Raw genomic sequence first — 20,720 nt, forward strand, 5'->3', positions numbered from 1 at the left:
CCTATTTTTCCACGCCCGGCACCAGCCTGCCGTTCTCGATATGGGCGGGAACGTAGGTCGAATCTGGCGCGGCGCCGGAGAAATGCGCGAAGCCGATCAGGCCCGCGATCACCAGCGCGAGCGCCACCAAGGCAAGGCGGGCGACGACATAGACCGGCCAGGACGAGCGTGCGAACAGGCCGGAGCGCGTCGCGGCCACAAACAGCGCATAGACGGCAAAGGGAATGAGGAAGATTCCGATCTCGGTCAGAACCGGCCGGATCATGATGAATAGATCCGCTCATACAGCACACGCAGCATTCCGGCCGTGGCCCCCCAGATGTAGCGCTCCGCGAACGGCATGGCGTAGTAGAACCGCTCCATGCCGCGGAATTCCTTGCTGTGCACCTGATGGTTCACCGGGTTCATCAGGAAGGATAGCGGCACCTCGAAGGCGTCATCAACCTCGGAATGGTTGATGGTGAGCGAAAAGCCGGGCCGCACCTTAGCTACGGTCGGCAGGATGCGGAAGCCGAAGGCGGTGCCGTAGAGATCGAGATAGCCGAGCGGCTCGACGAAGTCCCTGGACAGCCCGACCTCCTCCTCGGCCTCGCGCAGCGCCGCGTCCAGCGGCGAGGAATCGGTCACGTCGATCTTGCCGCCGGGAAAGGCGATCTGGCCGGCATGGTCGTTGAGATGCGCCGCGCGCTGCGTCAAGAGGATGGTCGGCTCGGGATGGTCGACCACGGCGATCAGGACCGCCGCCGGTCGCACCGGCTGCTCGCGCGCGACGATCTCGAGCATCTTGTCGGTGCCGGGATCGCCCGAGGCGGGAATGATGTTGGGATCGTAGAGGCCGGCCGGGACGTCGAAGCCGAGCTTCGCCTTCGAGCGGGCGAAGAAATCCGCCGCGCCGAGCGCAACCGGGTCGGTCGTCAGCGTAGGCTTGTTCAAAGCGCGGCCCTCACCTGCTCCGCATCGGCCATGGCGAAGAATTCGCCGGATGATTCGACGCCGAACATCGGCTGGCCATCGACCATCCGCTCCTCACCCATGTCAACCAGATCGTAATAGAGCGCCCTCGTGACCTTGGCCCAGAGATCGGCACGGACATGCAAGTAGGGCGTCAGCCCGCCATCCGCCGCCTGCTCGAAGCGTAGCCGGTGCGCGGCATCGCAGGTGACCCAGTCGTCGACATTGGTACGGAAGCTCAGCACGCGATGGTTGCCCTCGCCGTGCTTCTGCATCTCGACCGCCATGAACGGCGCATCGTCGACGCGAATGCCGACCTTCTCCACCGGCGTCACGAGAAAATGCTTGTCGCCCTCGCGCTTGAGGATGGTCGAGAACAGCCGCACCAGCGCGGGACGCCCGATTGGCGTGCCCAAGTAGAACCAAGTACCGTCGGAGGCGATTCGCATGTCGAGATCGCCGCAAAACGGCGGATTCCACAGATGCACCGGCGGCAGGCCGTTCTTGGCGCCTTCGGCATTGGCAGCATTCTTGGCAGCGTTCTTGGCAGCGGCCGTCAGCCCTTCGAGACCGTGATTGGCGCTCTGCCCTTGGTTCGCCATGGTTTGCCCTGACTTTGTCCTTGGCACGATTGGTGCAGGTCTACGTTGTACTTAGGTGCACGGTTCCATCCGGAATAGTCCGGTGTGGGAGGTCGCCACTTCGTGATGCCGTACATAACCCGAAGCCGATAAGGTGGGGATAGGTTAATTCAACGAATACATGGCCTTCCTGCAAGTCTAGCATAGGCCCATGATCTGACGTGATGCGATGACATGACGGCCCAGGCAAGCCGCATGGCGGGCTGAAGGAGCGAACGGATGGCGGAGAGTGTCGAGAAACTCGAGGACGGGATCGTTCGTTCGGCCGAGCAGGTGTCGAGCCAGATTCGCGCAGCGAAGGATGCGATTGCGTCCGTCATATTCGGCCAGGATCGCGTGATCGAAAACACGCTGGTCACCATCCTCTCCGGCGGCCATGCGCTCTTGATCGGCGTACCCGGCCTTGCCAAGACCAAGCTGGTCGAGACGCTCGGCGTCACGCTCGGCCTCGATGCCAAGCGCATCCAGTTCACGCCTGATTTGATGCCGTCGGACATTCTCGGCGCCGAGGTGCTGGATGAGAGTACGACGGGCAAGCGCGCCTTCCGCTTCATTTCGGGGCCGGTGTTCGCGCAGCTGCTGATGGCGGACGAGATCAACCGCGCCAGCCCGCGCACGCAGTCGGCGCTGCTGCAGGCGATGCAAGAGCAGCACATCACCGTCGCCGGCGCGCGCCACGATCTGCCAAAGCCCTTCCACGTGCTCGCCACGCAAAACCCGCTGGAGCAGGAAGGCACCTACCCGCTGCCCGAAGCGCAGCTCGACCGCTTCCTGATGGAGATCGACGTCGACTATCCCGATCGCGACGCCGAGCGCCGCATCCTGTTCGAGACCACCGGCGCGGAAGAGACACTTGCCAAGGGCGCGATGACGGCGGATGCGCTGATCACCGCGCAGCGGCTGATCCGGCGCCTGCCGGTCGGCGATTCCGTGGTCGAGGCGATCCTGTCGCTGGTGCGCTCGGCCCGTCCGGGTCCCGACGCCGGTGAGGCCGGCAAGTTCATCGCCTGGGGCCCCGGCCCGCGCGCCAGCCAATCCTTGATGCTGGCCGTGCGTGCGCGTGCGCTGATCGACGGGCGCCTCGCGCCTTCGGTCGACGACGTGCTCGACCTCGCCGAGCCCGTGCTGAAGCACCGCATGGCGCTGACGTTCCAGGCGCGCGCCGAAGGCCGCACGATTCCGGACGTGATCCGGCAATTGAAGACACGGATCGGTTGATGGCAGCGGAGAACGGGCACACGGCGAAGGAGATACTCGCGATCCGACGTGCCGATGGCGAAAGCCGCACGCTCGCCGCGTCCTTGCCACGCCTGGTGCTCGAAGCCCGCCGTATCGCCGCCAACGTCATCCACGGCCTGCATGGCAGGCGCCGCGCCGGCTCCGGCGAAAATTTCTGGCAATATCGCCGCTTCGTCTCCGGCGAGCCGTCGCAGAACGTCGACTGGCGGCGCTCGGCGCGCGACGACCATCTCTACGTCCGCGAGCTCGAATGGGAAGCCTCGCACACGGTCTGGATCTGGCCCGACCGCTCGCCCTCGATGGCGTTCGCATCGAAGACCGCGCGCGAGTCCAAGCTCGAACGGACGCTGATCGTTGCCTTCGCGCTAGCCGAACTCTTGGTCTCCGGCGGCGAGCGCGTCGGGATTCCCGGGCTGATGGCGCCGACGGCGAGCCGCAGCGTCATCGACAAGATGGCGCAGGCGATGCTGCATGACGATGCCGATCGTCTCAGCCTGCCGCCGTCCTTCGTGCCTGCCGCGCTCGCCGAGACGATCGTGCTGTCGGATTTCTGGTCGCCGATCTCCGAGATCAGGACGACGCTCGCAGGGCTCTCCGGCTCGGGCGCGCATGGCACGCTGGTGCAGATCGTCGATCCCGCCGAAGAATCGTTCCCCTATTCCGGCCGCGTCGAGTTCGTCGAGCCCGAAGGGTTCGGCGTGGTCACCGCCGGCCGCGCCGAGAGCTGGGCGCAGGATTACACCGCGCGGCTCGCGCTGCACCGCGACCAGATCCGCGCCGAGACCAACAAGCTGGACTGGCTGTTCACGACGCATGCCACCGACCGCTCCGCCGCCGAGCTGCTGCTGTTCCTGCATGCCGGCATGCAGGTGAGCAAGTCGGGCGCCCGCACCACGACCATCAAGGCGGGGCCGGCCGCATGATGGGACTGCCGCTCGCCTTCACCGAACCGCTGCTGCTGATCGGCCTCGTCAGCCTCCCGGTGCTATGGTGGCTGCTGCGTGTGATGCCGCCGCGGCCGCGCCGCATCGAGTTTCCGCCGACGCGCCTGTTGTTCGACATCGCCCCACGCGAGGAGACGCCCTCGCGGACGCCATGGTGGCTGACCGCATTGCGCCTGCTTGCCGCGGCGCTGGTGATCTTCGCCGCCGCCGGCCCGATCTGGAATCCGCAAACGGGCCTCGCCGGCAGCAAGGCGCCGCTGATGATCATGTTCGACGACGGCTGGAGCGCCGCATCGCACTGGGACGTCAGGATCAGGGCTGCGGACGAGCTGATCGCCAATGCCGATAACGACCGCCGCGCCATCGCGCTGGTGCCGCTGTCCGAGCCGAACCGCGACATCACCCTGATGCCGGCGGGCGCGGCGCGCGTCGCGCTGCGGCAGCTCGCGCCAAAGCCCTATTCGATCGACCGCGTCGAGACGCTCACCGCGGTCGACCGTTTCCTGAAAGCCACCGGCGATTGCGAGATCGCCTGGCTGTCCGACGGCGTCGACACCGGCCGCGGCGAGGACTTCGTGACCGGCCTCGGCAAGACCATCGGCGAGCGCAGCCTGACCATCTTCGAAGGCGGCACCTCCTCGCCGCTGGCCCTGGTCGCGGCCGAGAACGCCGCCGCCAGGATGACGGTGAAGGTGCTGCGCACCGACAGCGGCATCGCGATCGGCACCGTGCGCGCGCTGGACCAGAAGGCCTCGCCGATCGGCGAAGCGCGTTTCTCATTCGGTCCGCAGGACAAGGAGACCGACGCCGCGTTCGATCTGCCGGTCGAGCTGCGCAACGACATCACGCGGCTCGAGATCTCGGGCGAGCGCTCTGCCGGCGCGGTGCAGCTGCTCGACAAGCGCTGGCGCCGCCGCGCCATCGGCATCGTCTCGGGCTCGACCAGCGAGACCGCGCAGCCGCTGCTGGCGCCGACCTTCTACCTCACCCGCGCGCTGGCGCCATTCGCCGACGTCAGGCTCGCCGACAAGGGGGCGCCGCAGCAGGGCATCACACAATTCCTGGACCAGAAGCTGCCGATGATCATCCTCGCCGATGTCGGCACCATCGCGCCGGAGCTGCGCGAGCGTCTCAACGCCTGGATCGACCAGGGTGGCGTGCTGGTACGGTTCGCAGGTCCAAGGCTGGCGCAGGCCGAAGACGACCTCGTGCCGGTCAAGCTGCGCAAGGGCGGACGCACGCTCGGCGGCAGCCTGACCTGGGAAAAGCCGCAGCATCTTGCGACCTTCGCGGCCGACGGCCCGTTTGCCGGCATCGCGGTCCCCAAGGACGTCACCGTGAGCCGCCAGGTGCTGGCCGAGCCCGACGCGGTGCTCGCCACCAAGAGCTGGGCCTCGCTGGAAGACGGCACGCCGCTCGTCACCGGCGAGCATCGCGGCAAGGGGCTGGTCAGCCTGTTCCACGTCAGCGCCGACATGCGCTGGTCGGATTTGCCGATGTCCGGCACCTTCGTCGAAATGCTGCGGCGGGTGGTCGACATGTCCGGCTACACGTCCAAGCCCGGCGCAGGCGCTGCCAGCGAAGCGACCACCGAGACGGTGGCGCCGCTGCACATCCTCGACGGTTTTGGCGCCTTCGGTCCGCCGCCGGCGACCGCAAAGCCGCTGCCCGCGGATTACCGCGACCGCGCCACATCCGATCATCCGCCGGGCTTCTACGGCCCGGCAGAAGGACCGCTCGCCGTGAACACGCTTGCCAGCGCCGACCGCATCGCGGCCCTCAACACCGCGAGCCTGCGCGCCCGGCACGCCACCTACACCAATGCCGAGCCGCGGGACCTGCGCGGCTGGCTGCTGTCGACGGCACTCGCGCTGTTCCTGATCGACGCCATCATCGTCGCGGTGCTCGGCGGGGGAATCGCCGCTCTGCTGCGCCGCCGCGCCGCGCCTGCAATGATCGTGCTTGGCCTGCTATTCGCATCGCTCTCGCCGACGCCGTCACGCGCCGACAGCACCACGGACGATTTCGCGATGAGAGCGACGGCGCAAACCCGCCTCGCCTATGTCGTAACCGGCAATGCCGACGTCGATTCCATCGTCAAAGCGGGGATGAACGGGCTGACGCTGTTTTTGGCCCAGCGCACCGCGCTCGAGGCCGGCGATCCCGTCGGGGTCGATCCCGCGCGCGACGAGCTCGCCTTCTTCCCGCTGATCTACTGGCCGATCGTGCCGGGCGCGCCCAAGCCGCCGCAGGACGCCATCAACAAGATCGACGCCTATATGAAGCAGGGCGGCACCGTGCTATTCGACACCCGCGATGCAATCGAGGCCCCGCCCGGTGCGAACGGCGCGGCGCAGACCCCCGCCATGCAGACGCTGCGCGAGATCCTGTCCTCGCTCGACGTGCCCGAGCTCGAGCCGGTACCGCGCGAGCACGTGCTGACCAAGACCTTCTATCTGCTGCGCGACTTCCCCGGACGCTTCGTTACCGGCCAGACCTGGGTCGAGACCCTGCCGCGCGAAGACGAGGACGAGGACGCCGCCGCGCAGCGGCCGGCCCGCGGCGGCGACGGCGTCTCGCCGATCATCATCACCTCGAATGATCTTGCCGGCGCCTGGGCCGTGCGGCCCGACGGCCAGGCCATGCTGCCGGTGACCGGCGGCGACACCCGCCAGCGCGAATTCGCCTACCGCGCCGGCGCCAACATCGTGATGTACACGCTGACCGGCAATTACAAGGCCGACCAGGTGCACGCACCGGCCCTGATCGAACGGCTGGGGCAATGATGCGGGTTTCGAATTGGGTGTTCGCCAAACAGAAAGCCGTCATGCCCGGCCTTGTGCCGAGCGTCCACGTTCTTCGTGCCGCGTGGCAAGGCGTGGATGGCCGGGACAAGCCCGGCCATGACGATGCCGAGAAAGTGACGCCATGAATTACGGTATCGCCTTCACGCCGCTTGTCCCCGCGATCGTGCTGTGGCTCGCGCTCGCCGCGATCGTCGTCGTCGCGCTCGTGCTGCTGGTGGCACGGGCGCGCGGCGCCGCCGTGCGCGTGGCCGCGCTGGCGCTGTTCCTGCTGGCGCTTGCCAACCCCTCGTTTACCCGCGAGGACCGCGATCCCCTCACCTCGGTCGCCGCAATCGTCGTGGACAAGAGTCCGAGCCAGAATTTCGGCAGCCGCAATCGTGAAGCCGCGCAAGCGCAGGAAGCGCTGGTCGACAGCCTGAAGAAGATCAAGGGGCTGGAGGTGCGCGTCGTCGATGCCGGACAGGCCGATGGCGAGACCGACGGCACCAAGCTGTTCGGCGCCCTCGCCTCGGCATTGTCCGACGTGCCGGTCGACCGTGTCGCCGGCGCGTTCCTGATCACCGACGGCCGCGTCCACGACATTCCGGCGAGCGCCGCCGCGCTCGGCTTCCAGGCGCCGGTGCATGCGCTCGTGACCGGCCAGAAGGACGAGCGCGACCGCCGCATCGCGATCACGGCCGCGCCGCGCTTCGGCATCGTCGGACAGACCCAGACCATCAGCTACCGCCTCGACGACCAGGGCGTCACGGGCGAGCGCGCCAAGGTCACGATCCGCAGGGACGGCGAGGTCATCAACGAGCGCACGCTGTCGAGCGGCCAGGCCGCGAGTGTCGACGTCGACATCAAGCATGCCGGTCCGAACATCGTCGAGATCGAGGCCTCCCCGCTCGAGCGAGAGCTGACGCCGGTGAACAACCGCGCCGTCGTCGCCATCGACGGCGTGCGCGACAAGCTGCGGGTGCTCCTGGTCTCCGGCGAGCCGCATTCTGGCGAGCGCACCTGGCGCAACCTCTTGAAGTCCGACGCCAGCGTCGACCTCGTGCACTTCACCATTCTGCGTCCGCCGGAGAAGCAGGACGGCACGCCGATCAACGAATTGTCGCTGATCGCGTTTCCGACCCGCGAATTGTTCCAGCAGAAGATCAACGAATTCCAGCTGATCATCTTCGACCGCTACGCCCGTCAGGGCGTGCTGCCGATCGCCTATTTCGACAACATCGCGCGCTATGTGCGCTCGGGCGGCGCGGTGCTGGTCTCGGCCGGCCCCGACTACGCCTCCAACACCAGCATCTGGCGCACGCCGCTGGATACGGTGCTGCCGGCCGAACCGGTCGGCGTGACGGAAAAGCCGTTCTACGCGCATCTGTCCGATCTCGGCAAACGCCACCCGGTCACGCGCGCCCTGGAGGGCTCGGCCTCCGAGCCGCCGCGTTGGAGCCGTTTCTTCAGGACGGTCGACACCCGCAATTCCGTCAATCCGCCGGTGATGACGGGCGCCGACGGCAAGCCGCTCCTGTTCCTGTCGCGCTTCGGTGACGGCCGCGTCGCGCTGCTGCTCTCCGACCACATCTGGCTGTGGGCGCGCGGCTATGAGGGCGGCGGCCCGCATCTGGACCTGCTTAGGCGGATGTCGCACTGGCTGATGAAGCAGCCCGACCTCGACGAGGAGGCGCTGCGCCTCCAGGTCCAGGGCAAGGACCTCGTCGTGGTGCGCCAGACCATGGCGGACAGCGTCCAGCCGGTGAACGTGACCTCGCCATCAGGCGTGTCGCACGATTTGACGCTGAGCGCCGGCGATCCCGGCGAATGGCGCGCCAGCTTGCCGGCGAGCGAGCTCGGTCTGTGGCAGGCGACCGATGGCACGCTGAAGGCACTGATCAATGTCGGGCCGACCAATCCGAAGGAGTTTTCGGAAGTCACCTCCACCGTCGATACCTTGCAGCCGCTGACGCAAGCGACCGGCGGCAACGCCGTGCGCGTGGCGAGTGGCGCCAGCGTCGAGCTGCCGCGCATCCTGCCGGTGCGTTCGGCCAGCGTCTTTGCCGGCGACGGCTGGATGGGGGTCAGGATGCGTGATGCCAGCGTCGTGAAGGGCGTCGGCGTGCTGCCGATCTTTGCCGGCCTGATCGGCCTCCTGCTGCTGCTCGGCGCGTTTGCTGCGACATGGGTCCGCGAGGGGAGGTAAGCTCTCCGTTGCCCTAACGCCACATCGGTCCGCCAGCCACGCTGGGTGGGCCGGAGTGCGGTTGACATCAGCTGACCGTTCGAGCGATGTTACATTATAACATCGCGACGCCCCGGGATTTGGCGCCTCGCGATGTGGGGGTAGCTCTTTCAGATGAAGTGGTTCCGGTCGCATATCAGGCACGGCGCCCGGCTCGCGTTGTTCGCGATGCTGGTGCAGTTCGCGCTGACGTTCGGCCACAGCCATTGGTTCGCGCAGGCCGCACCGCTTGCGCAAGGGACGCTCCAGCAGACCGACGGCGCCAAGGACAGTGCCAAGGACCAAGCTGCGGTCGATCGTGCGGCGGTTCACAAGCAATCGCCCTCAAGCCCCCACCGCGAGCAACCGGGCGAAGACAATTGCGCCATTTGTGCCGTCGTCGCGATGGCGGGCACGATCCTGTTCGCGACGCCGCCCCTGCTGCAGCTGCCGCAGGCGATCGACCTGCTCTACCGCACCACCGATGCCGAGTTTCTCCATCTGAAATCGGCCGGCGCGGCATTCCAGCCGCGCGCCCCTCCCGCGTCCTGACTCTCAACATCACTTGATCACGCCCGCCCTCGCCGCTTCAGGCGATCAGCCGGGAGAAGTTGAAGTCGAATTCCGTCGCACCGCGACGGCAGGCCGCCTCTGATCAGCAGACCATCGTGCGGACGGCGCCTGACTGGAATCAGGACCATGTCATTTCAATTGCGACGCGCGCAGCGTCTTGGCGGAGCAAGCCTGCTCCTGCTCGGTGCCGCCGCGACATCCGCATTCGCGCAAGAGTCGGCCCAAGCGCCTGTGCAAGACAAATCGTCGACCGAGATCCCTGCCGTCACCGTGACGGCCCCAAGCCCGATCGTGCGCAGAGCGGTGGTGCCATCCCGCAACGCAGGCCGCGGTACGCGGACCGCGCGGGTGCGCAGCCGCGAGCAAGCGGCCGAAGCAACGCCGGCAGCCGCCGCGCCCGCCGCGCCTCAGCAGGGTGTGCTGCCTGTCGTGACCAACCAGTTCGCCACCGTCACGGTGGTGCCAAACGAGGAGATCCGCCGCGAGGGCGGTGGCCAGCTCGGCGATCTCCTGTTCTCCAAGCCCGGAATCACCGGATCGAGTTTTGCTCCCGGCGCGTCCAGCCGGCCGATCATCAGGGGTCTGGACGTCAATCGCGTCGGCATCGTCGAGAACGGTACCAATGGCGGCGGCGCCTCCGATCTCGGCGAAGATCATTTCGTCCCGATCGATCCGCTCGCGACCAACCAGGTCGAGGTGGTGCGCGGGCCCGCCGCGCTGCGCTACGGCTCGACCTCGATCGGTGGCGTCGTCAGCGCCACCAACAACCGGATTCCGGATGCGCTGCCTGCCTGCGCGCCATCGTTTCAGGCTTACGGCCTGCCGACCAAGGCGCCGCTCGCAAGCGCCGCGACCTCGCCCTGCGTCACCGCCGAGACCCGCACCGCCTTCAGCTCGGTCGATCGCGGCGTCGAGAGCAGCGTGCTGCTCGACACCGGCGGCGGCAATTTTGCCTTCCATGCCGATGCCTATGGCCGCACGACCTCGGACTATTCCATTCCGAGCTATCCCTATCTGAACGATCAGTCGCGCCCGGTGAACGGGCGCCAGCCCAACTCGGCAACGCGTTCGGACGGCGCCTCGATCGGCGGTTCCTACTTCTTCCAGGGCGGCTATATCGGCGCGTCGATCACGCAGAACGACTCGCTCTATCACATCCCGGGCATCGACGGCGCCGACCACAAGACGCGGATCGACGGCCACCAGACCAAGATCAACGTCAAGGGCGAGTACCACCCTGATGCGGCCGCGATCGACACAGTCCGCTTCTGGGCCGGCGCGACCGACTACCGGCACAACGAGATCGGCCTTGCCGATCCCGCCGATCTCAACAGCGACGGCATCAGGCAGACCTTCACCAACAAGGAGCAGGAGATCCGCACCGAGGTGCAGCTGACGCCGTTCAACGCGCGCTTCGCCGAGGTGACGACCGCGCTGGGCTTTCAGGTCGGGCATCAGGAATTGAGCGCGCCGAGCCCTGACAATCCCGGCACGCTATTCAACGGCCTGTGGGACCCGAACAACAGCAACCGCGTTGCCGGTTACGCCTTCAACGAGTTCAAGTTCACGGAGGCGACACGGGCGCAGGTCGCCGGCCGCATCGAGCACGTCGAGCTGCACGGCACGACGCCGGACTTCCCAGCCGATTATTTGCCCGACGGCACGCCGCAGGCGGCGGTCTCGCGCAATCCGTCCTTCACGCCGAAGAGCGGCAGCATCGGCTTGCTGCAGGACCTGCCGGGCGGCATGGTCGGAAGCATCACCGCACAATATGTCGAGCGCGCGCCGAAGGCGGCCGAATTGTTCTCGCGCGGCGGCCACGATGCGACCGCGACGTTCGACATCGGCAATCCGAACCTCACGATCGAAACCGCGAAATCCCTCGAGCTCGGCGTGCGCAGGGCGGCGGCACCGTTCCGCTTCGAGGCGACCGTCTACTACACGCATTTCGACAATTTCATCTACCGCCGCCTCACCGGCGTGTCCTGCAATGACGACTTTGCCTCCTGCGGCACGCCGGGCGCCGAGTTGAACCAGGCGGTCTACTCGCAGCGCAATGCGAATTTCCGCGGCGGCGAATTCCAGTCGCAGCTCGACGTCGGCGCCTTCCAGGGCGGCATCTGGGGTATCGAGAACCAGCTCGACTTCGTCCGCGCCACCTTCTCTGACGGCACTAACGTGCCGCGCATTCCACCCTTGCGGATGGGCGGCGGCGTGTTCTGGCGCGACGATAATTGGCTGATGCGCGTCAACCTCCTGCACGCCTTCGCGCAGAACAACGTCGCCGCGATCGCGGAGACGCCGACGGCGGGTTACAATCTGTTGAAGGCCGAAATCAGCTACAAGACCAAGCTCGACCGCAATTGGTTCGGCGCACGCGAGATGATGGCCGGCATCGTCGGCAACAATCTCCTCAACGAGAACATCCGCAACCACGTGTCCTACACCAAGGACGAGGTGCTGATGCCCGGTATCGGCGTGCGGGCGTTTGCGAACTTCAAGTTCTGACGTCGAGCCGGTCGGGGGCTGCGGGCCCCGACATACACGCCGTCATTGCGAAGCAGCGAAGCAATTCAGACCGTCTCTGCGGAAAGATGCTGGATTGCTTCGCTGCGCTCGCAATGACGGAGTATCAGGCGGCGCCGCGGCGCCCTCAATCCACAGGGGCGCAATCTACCCCCGCGCCTTGCTCCAGTCCGGACCCACCGCTCCCGACACGCCCTCGAAGGCGCCGTCGACGAGCTCGAATACCAGGATGCGGGCGGCGTCGACCGGGCCCGGCATGGTGACGCGGCCCTTGGGGACCTGCTTGAAGCCGACGCGGCTGTAATAGGGCTCGTCGCCGACCAGCAGCACGATGGCGTGGCCCTTCGCCTTCGCGTCCTTCAGCGCGCGCTCCATCAACAGCCGGCCAATGCCGCGATCGCGGAATGGCGGCTCGACGGTGAGCGGCCCGAGCAGCAGTGCCGGTGTCTCGCCGATCAGGATCGGCAACTGCCGGACCGAGCCAACCAGCAGCGTGCCGATGCGGGCGGTGAAGGACAATTCGAGCAGATGGTCGACGTGCTCGCGAATTCGGTAGGCGCTGAGCACGAAACGGCCTGGGCCGAAGGTGCGTTCGTGCAGCCGTTCGATCGCCTGGGCATCGCCGGCGGCTTCGGGAAGGATGGTCAGTGAGAGATCGGTCATGTCGATCGCGGGATAGCACCTGAACGCGGCGCGGTCCATTGGGCAGCGAAGGCGCTCAGGTCCATTTCTGGCGCCGATCCGACAGGTGTTCCGAGACCTCAGCTTGCTCGTGTCGAATGACAATCCTCATGCGCAAGCACAGCCCGCCGTCAGCGCCACGTCGCAATCAGGGGCCGGCCGTCCAGCACTTCCGCGATCCGCAGCCGCGTACCGGGCGTGGTCCCCTCGGGCAGCGCCGTGATCGCGAAGAATCCGCATTCGACGATCTCGCGATTGGGCTCAGGGACGCGGTTCTGCCTGAACTGCCTGACCACATAGACTGCAACGTGGTCGCGGCGGGAGACGTGGCTGTTGAGGAAGATGCCATGCAGCTCGGCAGCACCGGTGAGGTCGATGTCGCCCTCCTCCTTGAGCTCACGCCGCATCGCCTGTTCCATGGTCTCGCCGTGGTCGACGCCGCCGCCGGGCAGGTACCAGCCGCTGACGTAACTGTGCCGGACCAGAAACACCCGGTTCTCGGCATCCAGCACCACGGCGCGGACGCCGAGCGTCATGGCGCGCACGACCAGGAAATAAGCGTGGAAGACTCGCCGCAACAGCGGCTCGCATGTCCGTCGGATCCGGTTCAGACGTTCTCCCATCAGGCTTCCTTGACGCGGCGGTTCAGGCTCTGCTTGCGCGTTCCTTGCGACCTTGCCATTACAGCGGAGCAATAGCGAGGCAATCGCGCCCCATGGCTCCCTTTACGCTCGCCCATCTGTCCGATCCGCATCTCGCGCCCCTGCCGAAACCGCGGCTGATCGAGCTCGCGGGCAAGCGCGCGCTCGGCTACGTCAACTGGACGCGCAACCGCCACAAGTACCAGCGCCGCGAGGTGCTCGACGCGCTGGTCGCGGACATGAAGGCGCAGGCGCCCGACCACATCGCGGTGACGGGCGACCTCGTCAACCTGGCGCTCGAAGCCGAGTTCGCGCCCGCCCGCGCCTGGCTCGACGGTGTCGGCCCGCCCGACCGCGTCACCACGATTCCCGGCAATCACGATGCCTACGTCCGCGCGACCTCGCACCGCTTCGGCGAGACCTTTGCACCCTATCTTGCGGGTGACGACGGCCGCATCGGCTTTCCCTCGGTGCGCCGGCGCGGGCCGCTCGCACTGATCAGCCTGTCGACGGCGGTGCCGACGCTGCCGCTGATGGCGACGGGCACGCTCGGACGCGATCAGCTCGCCTCGCTCGAAGGGGTCCTCGAACGGCTCGCGGCCGAGGACGTATTCCGCGTGCTGCTGGTGCATCATCCGCTGAAATCCGACGCGCGTCAGAAGCGGATGACCGACGCAGCCGCACTGCTGGCGCTGCTCAAGCGCCACGGCGTCGAGCTGATCCTGCACGGACATGACCACGTTCATTCGACCGCGTGGTTCGAGGGCCCCAACGGCAACATTCCCGCGCTCGGCGTGCCCTCGGCCTCCGCGCTCGCGCACGGACGCTACCCGGCGGCGGCGTATAATCTGTTCAGGATCGAGAAGGACAATGCCGGCTGGCGCTGCGATCAGACGGTGCGAAGCCTCGGCGCTGGATTTCAGATCGGGCAGATCAAGCATGTGCGGTTGATTTAGTCCCACGCCGTCATTGCGAGCGCAGCGAAGCAATCCAGACTGCCTCCCCGGAAAGATTCCTGGATTGCTTCGCTGCGCTCGCAATGACAATGGAGAGAGCTTCACCAGCTCCGCAAGACCGCCAGCACGGCGAGCCCGAACAGCGCGGCGGCACCGAGGATGAAGCCGAACACGAACGGCCAGAAGCGTGAACGGCGCGGCAGCGCGGTGACCGGCGCCTGCGGTTCGGGCGGGACCACCATGGCCCGCTCGCGCTCGACCATGCGGCGCGCGACGTAGTCGGTGACGGCCTCGACGATCGCCGCGGTGTCGTGCGATTCGGCGAGCACGATGCGTCCGAACCGGGTGTCCTGGACGAAGCGGTACATCCGCTTGTCGCGTCCCATCACGATGTGGGCGACGACGTCGATCCAGAGCCGCGGCGTATCGCCCTGGCTGATGCCGCGGTCGAACAGGTCGATCTGATCAGGCACCTGCGCGAACAGGGGATCGAGCGCATCGTTGAGGATCTCGAGCCGCGCCACCTCGGCGTCCCTGAGATCGACCACGACGCCGGTGCGGTCGGCGGCCTCGATCCGCGCGCGCAACAGCGCATCGCGCAGCCGCACCGGGCGCGGCTGGCCGGGATGGGTCCCGCTGGTCTCGGGCTCTGACATTGTCGGCCTCGTCCTCGACTTTCCGCCATTAACCTATCAGCAACCACACCCTCCGCAAAGGCCTACAATTCCAGAGACTTACGGCGCCCACAGCCGTTTCACCTGTACCAAAAACAGACGATCCCACCCAGGCAGAGCCTGGATGGGACCATCCGTCCTTGGACGTCTTCTTGAGTGAGGCGATCAGGCCGAGACGCGCGAGGGCTCTTCCACGATCGAGAAGCGGACACCGGCCTTGTGGCGGCTCTCTTCCGAGACCTCCTTCCAGCAGTCCTCGGCTTCCTTGCGGGTCTTGAACGGACCCTTGACCTGGGCGGAGCCTTCCACGAGCTTGTGGAAGTTCATCGAGCCGAACTCGCCGCCGATCACCCAGAAATTGCTGCCTTTGGTCATTGTCGGTCTCCTGTCCAATAGCGTGCTGCGTTAGCCGAACTGGTTCATCGTGTTGTGGGCGCCGCCCGCCTTCAGGGCCGCCTCGCCCGCGAAGTACTCCTTGTGGTCGTCGCCGATGTCGGAACCGGCCATGTTCTGGTGCCTCACGCAGGCGATGCCCTGACGGATCTCGGCGCGCTGGACGTTCTTGACGTAGCCCAGCATGCCCTGCTCGCCGAAATACTCCCGAGCGAGGTTGTCGGTCGAGAGCGCCGCCGTGTGATAGGTCGGCAACGTGATCAGATGGTGGAAGATGCCGGCGCGCTTGGCCGAATCCGCCTGGAAGGTGCGGATGCGCTCGTCGGCTTCCTGCGCCAGCGGCGTGTCGTCGTACTCCGCCTTCATCAGCTCGGCACGGTTGTACTTGCTGACGTCCTTGCCGGCTTCCTTCATCGCGTCGTAGACCTGCCAACGGAAGTTCAGCGTCCAGTTGAAGGACGGCGAGTTGTTGTAGGCCAGCTTCGCGTTCGGGACGACCTTGCGGATGCGGTCGACCATCTTGGCGATCTGCTCGATATGCGGCTTCTCGGTCTCGATCCAGAGCAGGTCGGCGCCGTTCTGCAGCGAGGTGATGCAGTCGAGCACGCAACGGTCCTCACCCGTGCCCGGGCGGAACTGGTAGAGGTTCGAGGGCAGCCGCTTCGGGCGCATCATCTTGCCGTTGCGGTTGATGATGACGTCACCGTTGCGGGCGTTCTCCGCAGTGATTTCCTCGCAGTCGAGGAAGCTGTTGTACTGGTCGCCGATGTCACCGGGCTTGTGGCTGACCGCGATCTGCTGCGTCAGGCCGGCGCCGAGCGAGTCGGTGCGGGTCACGACGATGCCGTCTTCGACGCCGAGCTCGAGGAACGCATGGCGGCAAGCGCGGATCTTCGCGAGGAAGACTTCATGCGGCACGGTGACCTTGCCGTCCTGGTGGCCGCACTGCTTCTCGTCCGAGACCTGGTTCTCGATCTGCAGGGCGCAGGCGCCCGCCTCGATCATCTTCTTGGCGAGCAGATAGGTCGCTTCCGCATTGCCGAAGCCGGCATCGATGTCGGCGATGACGGGGACGACATGGGTCTGGAAGTTGTCGATCTTCGCAATCAGCTCCTTCTCGCGGGTCTTGTCGCCTTCCTTGCGCGCCTTGTCGAGCAGACGGAAGATGTCGTTGAGCTCACGGGAGTCCGCCTGACGCAGGAAGGTGTAGAGCTCCTCGATCAGCGCCGGCACCGAGGTCTTCTCGTGCATCGACTGGTCGGGCAGCGGACCGAACTCGGAGCGTAGCGCCGCGATCATCCAGCCCGAGAGGTACAGATAGGTGCGATCGGTCTTGCCGCCGAAGTGCTTCTTGACCGAGATCAGCTTCTGCTGGGCGATGAAGCCGTGCCAGCAACCCAGCGACTGGGTGTACTTGGTCGGATCGTTGTCATAGGCCGCCATGTCGGCGCGCATCAGCGCCGCGGTGTAGCGGGCGACGTCGAGGCCGGTCTTGAAGCGGTTCTGCAGCCGCATGCGGGCGACGGCCTCGGCCGACACGCCGTTCCAGGTCGGCTGGGTCTCGAGGAGCGCCTGGGCCGCCTTGACCTCGTCCTGATACGACGACGGGCCCTGGAGGGTGCTGATGCCGCGGGGCTGGTAGTTCATGTGCCTGATCCTTTCGCTGACGATGGCGATGGCTGGCCATCGACATTCTTGACACTGCATTGCGAGATACGTGTCAGGAGCTAAACGCGAAAACAGAAACTTCGTATAGATGGCTTGTCTTTTATTGGTGATGTCATGTAACATCAGAACATGTAATAGATGTTACTTTGTAAAGTTTGTAAAAGATAGGTCAGAATAGCTGTCCTGATGCAGATGGAGATCTCAAGACATGGCCGCCGAATCCGGGAAGAAACTGTTCGTCGGCCCGCGCTTCCGGAGGATCCGGCAGCAATTGGGGCTGTCACAGACCCAGATCGCCGAGGGGCTCGGGATCTCACCGAGCTATGTCAACCTGATCGAGCGGAACCAGCGGCCGGTGACGGCGCAGATCCTGCTGCGGCTGGCCGAGACTTATGACCTCGATCTGCGCGATCTCGCCACCGCCGACGAGGACCGCTTCTTCGCCGAGCTCAACGAGATCTTCTCCGATCCCTTGTTCCGCCAAATCGACGTTCCCAAGCAGGAGCTGCGCGACCTCGCCGAGCTCTGCCCGGGCGTCACCCATGCGCTGCAGCGGCTCTATGCGGCCTATACCGAAGCCCGGCAGGGCGAGACACTGGCCGCCGCCCAGATGGCCGACCGCGACGTCGGCACGCGCTATGAGGGCAACCCGGTCGAGCGCGTGCGCGAGCTGATCGAGGCCAATCGCAACTATTTTCCGGAGCTGGAGCAGGCCGCCGAGAATTTGCGCGATGAATTGAACGTGCCGGCCGAAGGGCTCTATGCGGCCCTGGCCGCGCGGCTGCGGGAAAAGCATTCGATCCAGACCCGCATCATGCCTGTCGACGTGATGCGAGAGACGCTCCGGCGTTTCGATCGCCACCGCCGCCAGCTCTTGATCTCCGAGCTGGTCGACCCGCCCGGCCGCGCCTTCCAGCTCGCCTTCCAGCTTGGCTTGGGTGAATGCGCGCAAGCCCTGGAGAGCATCATCGGCCGTGCCGGACCGCTCGACGACGCGCCGCGCCGGCTGTTCCGCATCACGCTCGGCAACTACTTCGCAGCTGCCGGGATGATGCCCTATCCGGCTTTCCTGGCTGCGGCCGAAGCCCTGAATTACGACATCCACGTGCTGGCGCAGCGCTTCAATTCCGGCTTCGAGCAGGTCTGTCACCGGCTCACCACCTTGCAGCGGCCGAACGCGCGCGGCATTCCGTTCTTCCTGTTGCGCGTCGACAATGCCGGCAACGTCTCCAAGCGCTTCTCCTCCGGCACCTTCCCGTTCTCGAAGTTCGGCGGCACCTGCCCGCTATGGAACGTGCATTCGACCTTCGACACGCCGGACCGCCTGCTCAAGCAGGTGATCGAGCTGTCCGACGGCACGCGCTATTTCTCGATCGCACAGATGGTGCGCCGCCCGGTCGCGCCGCACCCGCTGCCGCAACCGCGCTTCGCCATCGGCCTCGGCTGCGAGATCCGTCACGCCGCGCGCCTGACCTATGCCGCCGGCATGGACCTCGAGAAAACCGAGGGCACGCCGATCGGTGTCAATTGCCGCCTGTGCGAGCGCGAGAACTGCGCGCAGCGCGCCGAACCGCCGATCACGCGCACGCTGATTTTGGACGAGACGACGCGGCGGGTGTCGAGCTTTGCATTCTCGAACGCACGGGAGTTGTGAGGATATTCGTCTCTCGTGTCCCGGACGCGCTACGGCGCTCTCGCGCTGCTGCGCAGAGCCGGGACCCAGCGAGCCACGCATACACACCACATGGGCCCCGGCTCTGCAGCGCACCGCACGATGCCTCGCATCGCCGGGGGCGCTGCGCTGCGTCCGGGGCACGAGACTGCCGCACCTCACGCCAGCGTATGCACGATCACCGGCCCGGCGGCGGCGCTCGCATGGCCGGCGAGCAGGGGGCCGAGATCCTTTTCAATCCAGGCAATGGCCCGTCTGTTCGCTTCCTCGGCCTGCTCGAACTTGTCAAAGATCGAGATCGCGGTGACCGTGTCGTCGCCGGCATAGACGACGTAATAGGCGCGGAAGCCGTCGACGTCGCTGATGATCGGAACGGCGCCGTCCTTGATGCGGCGCGCCAGCTCTTCCGCGCTCCCGCTTTTCGCCTTGGCCTGACGGATGGCGGCATACATGGCATCCTCCCCTTCCGGCTGTCTGTGTTAGGGCGTGCTGCCCTCAAAGTGAATCTACACCCGACTGCCCGACCCGTCATCCTGAGGTGCGAGGCATGGGACGCAACGCGTCCCAGGGGGAGCCTCGAAGGATACACGGCCCCCGCTGCTGCAGCTGGGCCGTCGCCCTTCGAGGGCCGCTGAAGAAGCGGCCACCTCAGGGTGACGGGGATAGGCTAGCTCGCGATATTGGCCTTGGTTAACCCGACCCTAATCCGCGCGCACGATCTGCAACCAGCGGTTAAGCACGCCTCAACATCGGTGCCTTAGTCTTGCCCCACTCACTTTTCGCAAACAACGGTGGCCTATTCTGCCGGGCGAAGTGACATCAGGGGGTTCATCATGCGCATTGCGTTGCTGCTGACCGCAACCATCGTCGGCGCGCTCTTCGCCAGTCCATCCCGTGCCGGATCGCTCGATGCCGATGCAGCGCAGCCGCTGCCGCCGGGGTTCCAGAGCTATCGCGGCTACATGTTCGACCTGTCGGAGAATTCCGATCGCAAGGACGTCGACAAGCTCACCGACAATCTGAAGCAGCAGATCGACCTTGTCGAAGGCGCCGGCCTCTCACCGCGCGTGCTGCGCTTCTTCCACACCGTTCCGATCGTCGCGAGCGAGCTGGCTTGCCTGGACGAAGGCGCGGCAACCGCGTGCTACGGCCGGGTCACGCCGGACATCCACCGCACCGCGCCGCGGACGCTCACGGTGTGGGACCCGGACAAGCAGCGCTGGACCAATCCGAATGCCGTCGATCTTGCGGTCGATTCCGGGCTCGGCGTGATCATGCTGCGCCCGGACATGATGCGCTACGAAAAGGAGGCCGTGCTGCTGCACGAGCTGCTTCATGCCTATCATGCGCGGCTGCTGCCGGACGGCTACGCCAACAAGGGCGTGATCTCCTATTACGCCCTGGCCAAGTCCAAGGACCTGTTGCCCAAGGACACCTATGCGATGAAGAACCCGATGGAGTTCTTCGCGGTGACCGCCAGCATTTTCCTGGCCGGAAAGAGCGAATTCCACGATCCGAAGTCGCGCGAGGCGCTCAAGGAGAAGATGCCGGACTATTACAAATATCTGGTCGGCGTGTTCGGCTTCGACCCTGAGCCGGCGGCGTCGAACGGCCCGGTTGCCTCGCTGAAATAAGGCGCCCCGACGAAACTTTCAAAAAGCCGCGCGGCATGCGCGGCTTTTTCAGTTTTGGCTGGCTGGAAGCTGCGGATGACGCACAGCCGGGAATTGCCAAGGCGGGGCCCGATCTGCATAGTCCCGCCCGCATCGATACCTGATTTCAAGAGGATAGAACAACATGGCGGACGCCGACCTGGATGTCGTGATCCGGCAACTGGCCAGACAGCTGCATACGGGCCTGATGACCCGCGCCAAGGAGCGGCGGGATCGCTTCAACGGCCTGGCGGCCAAGGCCAAGAGCAAGGACGCCGCCGACCGCTTCAAGATGATGGCCAAGGCCACGCTGGAGCAGGCCACCGCCGCCGCCAAGCGCCTGCAGATGTCCGCCGATAACGTCGCCGACAGCTACGCGCGGTCGATGCGGATCGCCGCCAGCACGCCGGTTGCGGCCAAACCGGAGAAGAAGGCCAAGGAAGAGAAGCCGGCGAAGAAGGCTCCGAAGGCGAAGAAGGCCAAGGCGAAGAAGAAGTAA

Annotated in this window: 19 protein-coding genes; 10 read left to right on the top strand and 9 right to left on the bottom strand. The window is 66.0% G+C overall.

All coding sequences use genetic code 11. The annotated features are described in order from the left end of the window. Nucleotide 1: 1 nt before the first annotated feature. From XH84_RS00970 to XH84_RS00980, 3 genes are read right to left on the bottom strand one after another with little or no spacing between them, the layout of a single operon-like run. Complete coding sequence (locus XH84_RS00970) at nucleotides 2-265, bottom strand: DUF6111 family protein (RefSeq protein WP_128916616.1); 264 nt, start codon at nucleotides 263-265, stop codon at nucleotides 2-4. After that, entirely contained in the window at nucleotides 262-933 is a 672-nt protein-coding gene (locus XH84_RS00975) for a CoA pyrophosphatase (protein ID WP_128916615.1), read from the bottom strand. Before XH84_RS00975 ends, XH84_RS00970 begins: the two co-directional genes overlap by 4 nt. Further along, nucleotides 930-1,553 carry a DUF1285 domain-containing protein gene (locus tag XH84_RS00980; protein WP_128916614.1) on the bottom strand — a complete coding sequence of 208 codons (624 nt, stop codon included), beginning with the start codon at nucleotides 1,551-1,553 and terminating at the stop codon, nucleotides 930-932. Before XH84_RS00980 ends, XH84_RS00975 begins: the two co-directional genes overlap by 4 nt. A gap of 258 nt (nucleotides 1,554-1,811) precedes the next feature. Between XH84_RS00980 and XH84_RS00985 the strand changes: the two genes are divergently transcribed. The 6 genes from XH84_RS00985 (at nucleotide 1,812) to XH84_RS01010 (ending at nucleotide 11,866) form a co-directional block, all read left to right on the top strand. Continuing rightward, a complete protein-coding gene (locus XH84_RS00985) occupies nucleotides 1,812-2,810 on the top strand; it encodes an AAA family ATPase (RefSeq protein WP_128916613.1) in 999 nt (332 codons plus the stop codon). Beyond that, nucleotides 2,810-3,754, top strand: coding sequence for a DUF58 domain-containing protein (locus XH84_RS00990; protein ID WP_128916612.1), 945 nt, complete (start codon nucleotides 2,810-2,812; stop codon nucleotides 3,752-3,754). Before XH84_RS00985 ends, XH84_RS00990 begins: the two co-directional genes overlap by 1 nt. Beyond that, nucleotides 3,751-6,561 (top strand): DUF4159 domain-containing protein, encoded by a 2,811-nt coding sequence (locus XH84_RS00995; RefSeq protein ID WP_128916611.1) that lies wholly within the window; start codon nucleotides 3,751-3,753, stop codon nucleotides 6,559-6,561. Before XH84_RS00990 ends, XH84_RS00995 begins: the two co-directional genes overlap by 4 nt. 142 nt (nucleotides 6,562-6,703) lie before the next feature. Beyond that, nucleotides 6,704-8,767: a hypothetical protein gene (locus tag XH84_RS01000; protein ID WP_128916610.1), complete on the top strand. Its 2,064-nt coding sequence runs from the start codon at nucleotides 6,704-6,706 to the stop codon at nucleotides 8,765-8,767. 153 nt (nucleotides 8,768-8,920) lie between these two features. After that, entirely contained in the window at nucleotides 8,921-9,337 is a 417-nt protein-coding gene (locus tag XH84_RS01005) for a DUF2946 family protein (protein WP_128916609.1), read from the top strand. Nucleotides 9,338-9,484: 147 nt separating this feature from the next. After that, a complete protein-coding gene (locus tag XH84_RS01010; RefSeq protein ID WP_128916608.1) occupies nucleotides 9,485-11,866 on the top strand; it encodes a TonB-dependent receptor in 2,382 nt (793 codons plus the stop codon). A 165-nt stretch (nucleotides 11,867-12,031) separates the two neighbouring features. Here the strand turns inward: XH84_RS01010 and XH84_RS01015 are convergent, their stop codons facing one another. Beyond that, on the bottom strand, nucleotides 12,032-12,547 hold the full coding sequence (locus XH84_RS01015) for a GNAT family N-acetyltransferase (protein ID WP_128916607.1): 516 nt from the start codon (nucleotides 12,545-12,547) through the stop codon (nucleotides 12,032-12,034). A gap of 149 nt (nucleotides 12,548-12,696) precedes the next feature. Further along, entirely contained in the window at nucleotides 12,697-13,188 is a 492-nt protein-coding gene (locus XH84_RS01020) for an NUDIX domain-containing protein (protein WP_128916606.1), read from the bottom strand. Between the two features lie 92 nt (nucleotides 13,189-13,280). On the opposite strand from XH84_RS01020, the gene XH84_RS01025 reads away from it, so the two are divergent. Then, nucleotides 13,281-14,162, top strand: coding sequence for a metallophosphoesterase family protein (locus XH84_RS01025; RefSeq protein ID WP_128916605.1), 882 nt, complete (start codon nucleotides 13,281-13,283; stop codon nucleotides 14,160-14,162). 101 nt (nucleotides 14,163-14,263) lie between these two features. On the opposite strand, the gene XH84_RS01030 is transcribed toward XH84_RS01025, so the two are convergent. From XH84_RS01030 to XH84_RS01040, 3 genes are all read right to left on the bottom strand, one after another. Then, a complete protein-coding gene (locus XH84_RS01030; RefSeq protein WP_128916604.1) occupies nucleotides 14,264-14,818 on the bottom strand; it encodes a hypothetical protein in 555 nt (184 codons plus the stop codon). A gap of 183 nt (nucleotides 14,819-15,001) precedes the next feature. Then, entirely contained in the window at nucleotides 15,002-15,211 is a 210-nt protein-coding gene (locus XH84_RS01035) for a DUF4170 domain-containing protein (RefSeq protein ID WP_028134831.1), read from the bottom strand. Nucleotides 15,212-15,241: 30 nt separating this feature from the next. Further along, on the bottom strand, nucleotides 15,242-16,876 hold the full coding sequence (locus XH84_RS01040) for an isocitrate lyase (protein ID WP_128916603.1): 1,635 nt from the start codon (nucleotides 16,874-16,876) through the stop codon (nucleotides 15,242-15,244). 229 nt (nucleotides 16,877-17,105) lie between these two features. Here XH84_RS01040 and XH84_RS01045 point away from each other — a divergent pair, with 229 nt between their 5' ends. Then, the gene (locus XH84_RS01045) at nucleotides 17,106-18,551 is read left to right on the top strand and encodes a helix-turn-helix domain-containing protein (protein WP_128916602.1); all 1,446 of its coding nucleotides are present in this window, start codon (nucleotides 17,106-17,108) and stop codon (nucleotides 18,549-18,551) included. A gap of 176 nt (nucleotides 18,552-18,727) precedes the next feature. Here the strand turns inward: XH84_RS01045 and XH84_RS39480 are convergent, their stop codons facing one another. After that, nucleotides 18,728-19,021 carry an antibiotic biosynthesis monooxygenase gene (locus XH84_RS39480; protein ID WP_014497428.1) on the bottom strand — a complete coding sequence of 98 codons (294 nt, stop codon included), beginning with the start codon at nucleotides 19,019-19,021 and terminating at the stop codon, nucleotides 18,728-18,730. 381 nt (nucleotides 19,022-19,402) lie between these two features. On the opposite strand from XH84_RS39480, the gene XH84_RS01055 reads away from it, so the two are divergent. Together XH84_RS01055 and XH84_RS01060 are read left to right on the top strand one after the other, a co-directional pair. Further along, the gene (locus XH84_RS01055) at nucleotides 19,403-20,203 is read left to right on the top strand and encodes a hypothetical protein (protein WP_164935884.1); all 801 of its coding nucleotides are present in this window, start codon (nucleotides 19,403-19,405) and stop codon (nucleotides 20,201-20,203) included. 163 nt (nucleotides 20,204-20,366) lie between these two features. Further along, entirely contained in the window at nucleotides 20,367-20,720 is a 354-nt protein-coding gene (locus tag XH84_RS01060; protein ID WP_128916600.1) for a hypothetical protein, read from the top strand.

The sequence above is a fragment of the Bradyrhizobium nanningense genome (assembly GCF_004114535.1).
Lineage (GTDB): Bacteria > Pseudomonadota > Alphaproteobacteria > Rhizobiales > Xanthobacteraceae > Bradyrhizobium > Bradyrhizobium nanningense.